Annotated in this window: 1 pseudogene; it reads left to right on the top strand. The window is 61.7% G+C overall.

Annotation, left to right across the window (positions count from 1 at the left end):
- Positions 1 to 87 precede the first annotated feature (87 nt).
- Positions 88 to 2,807: pseudogene (locus tag CAF79_RS28565) on the top strand (hypothetical protein); the annotation flags it as partial.

Genomic DNA, 2,807 nt, shown 5'->3' with positions numbered 1-2,807 from the left:
CGCACCTGTAATTTCTGACAGTAGCCAGCCTCGGTTCAGCGCCATTCAATACCTCCATCGCCCCGCCATTCGATCGGAGTTCGCGCCATGGCTGTCAACATTCCCGCTGGTTCATCACCCCTGCTGCTCAAAGCGCTCGACATTCCCGGGCGCACCGGCCCCGTGTCGCAATCGCCGGATGTCTGGGGCCTCAACCTTGCGGCCGTGCGGGACAACTTCCCCAAACAGGGCCTGTTGTGCCGCGCCGGGCCGTGGGGGTCCATGTACCGGGGCGACCGGTTGGTGATTTATTTGGACGGCCAGCCGGTGTTCAACAAAACCGTCGACGATCATGAGGTCGGCACGGCGCTGTCGATGTTTGTGCCCGCCGCGCGCTTCAGTGATGGCTCGTCCACGCTGTCCTACGCCGTCACCCGGCAGGGTGGAACGGCCGAGCCCTCCGAAGTGATGCAGGTGCTGATCAAGCTCACCCGCCCCGGTGGCCATGACACCGACGAAGGGCCGGGGCACTCGAAACTGAAAATGACGATCCCCAGGGAAATTCTCGATGGCGGCATCGACAAGGACAACATCGCCGCCGGTGTGCCGATCACCATTGGTCCCTCCGACGACGGCCCGCAGCCTTACGCCAATGCAACGGCCGGCGATTTGGTTCAGGTGACCTGGGGCGGGGTGTTCGTCATCCACGGGCCGCTGACTCAGGAGGAGGCCGACGGTACAGTGCCGCTTGTCGTGCAGATCACCGAGGCAACCATTCGCGAGGCGGGTGACTCCGCAGATGCCGGTCTCGCCGTGGCCTTCGAGCTCTACGACATGGTCGATAACCGCTCCGAAGACTGGAGTTACGCGCAGCGTGTCAGGGTGGAGTCCGATACCGACAGACTGGCCGCCCCCATCTGCAAGGAAGCGGTGAATAACGAGCTGGATGCCGACAAGCTGGGGGATGCCTGTGGCACGGCGCAGATCCTTGCCGTGGACAGCAACAAGTTCAAGGTGGGTGACACCCCCATCGTCCGGCTCAAGGGCACACCGGTTGAAGGGGCACCGATCGACATGGAAATCACCGGCGAGGCGCTGGCCAGTGTCCCCAGCATCCCCGAGATCCCGATACCCAATGCCGCGCTGCGGCAGTTGGCCAAGACCCAGATCAGCCTGTCCTTTCGCCTGAAAAAAGCCGACGGTTCCGCCGACCTGCTGTCCAAGACCCAGTTCATCAATGTCATCGGCGAGATCCAGCGGTTACAGGCCCCTGTCGCCCTCGACGCGGCACAGGGCGCGCTCGATCCGGACTTGGCACAGGCGCGCATCGAGATTCCATTCGACAGCGCCTTTGCGGCCGGCCAGGCGATCAAGCTGATCTGGCTCGGCACCCGGCCTGACCTGAGCACCTACCTGCCTGACCTGCCGCTGCGCCCGATTACCAATGGCGATATCACGGCCGGTGTGCCCTTGCTGATCAACGTCCCGGGCCTTCATCTGAAACAGATCGAAGGCGGCACGCTGGATCTGTATTACCAGTTGCTGATCGACGACGCGGTGCTGGGAACGATGAACCGCGTCAACGCCACCCACGCCATCCGCGACTCGATTCACGCCGAGATCCTGAACGTCGGCGAACCGAGGAAAGAGCTGCCGGAGCCGAAAGTGGACGGCGTGGTGGACGGCGCATTGCCGGCGGACACGGCCGGCACCACGTTGACCGTTGAATACCTGAACACCGTCAAGGATGACGAGGTGACCGGTGTGTGGCTGGGCTCGAAAACCGGTCGGTATGACGACTCGCTCAAGCTGTCCTCGTTTACTGCCGGTCAACCGGTGCCGTTCCCCATCAACGCCGAGTTGATCAAGGACAATGAAGGGGGAACGGTCGAGGCGTTCTACTCCATCAAATGGGCGGATGGACGGCCGACCAGTTATTCCGATGAGAAGGCATTCAGTGTGGGTGTGGCGCTGGACCTGAAGGCACCGCGCATCAAGGAAGCGCCGAACGACCTCAGCCTGATCCCGAATGACGCCAAGGATGCCCTGACCGCCATTGTGGATTACGCCGGCATGCAGCTCGGTGACAAAATCATTGCCACCTGGACCGGTGCGGCGGGCACACCAGCGGGAGGCTCACACACGGCGCCGGAAGAAACCGTCACCGTGCTCGGGCCGCAGGAGATACCGCTGGCCAAGAGCGTGGTGGCCTTTAACCTGAACAAAGCGGTGACGGTCAGCTACACGGTGAAACGCGGCAGCGGTGAGCCGTTACCGTCGGATGTCCTCCCCTTGGCGGTAAAGGCACTGGAGTTGAATCAGTCGAACGTGCCGAAGATCCTTCAGGCGGCCAACGGCGGCGACGGACCAGAGCTGGATCTGAGTGTGATCAAAACTGCCGCCACTTTTCGCGCCCCCAACTGGCCACTGATTGCCCTGAATCAATATGTGTGGCTGTGGATCAAAGGCACACTGACCGATGGCAACAAGTACGAAAAACTCCTCTGGACACCGCCAGGATCTCAAACCAATCCAAACTGGATCACGAGTCACTACGATTACAACACTCCCGCAGCGATCTTGAACGAACTTCAGGGGCTCAAGCATGACACGCCGTTCACCCTCGAACTCAAGGCAGCGTTGGGGGGGAGTCTGACCGAAGCCGAAGCGGTGTCCTTCCCGCTGCGAACCTATACGGTCAAGGCTATCCCGGATGTAAAACCGGTCATCACCCGAGCGGAGGATTCCGAAGGCGTCGAAATCCCCGACGGCGGCGTCACCGTCAAAACCAGCGTGACTCTCATCGGCACGGCCGCCGAGAACCAGAA

The sequence above is a fragment of the Pseudomonas sp. B26(2017) genome, from assembly GCF_002113045.1.
Classification (GTDB): Bacteria; Pseudomonadota; Gammaproteobacteria; order Pseudomonadales; family Pseudomonadaceae; genus Aquipseudomonas.
The sequence above is the reverse complement of the archived record's forward strand: the minus strand, read 5'-3'. Positions and strand labels throughout refer to the sequence as shown.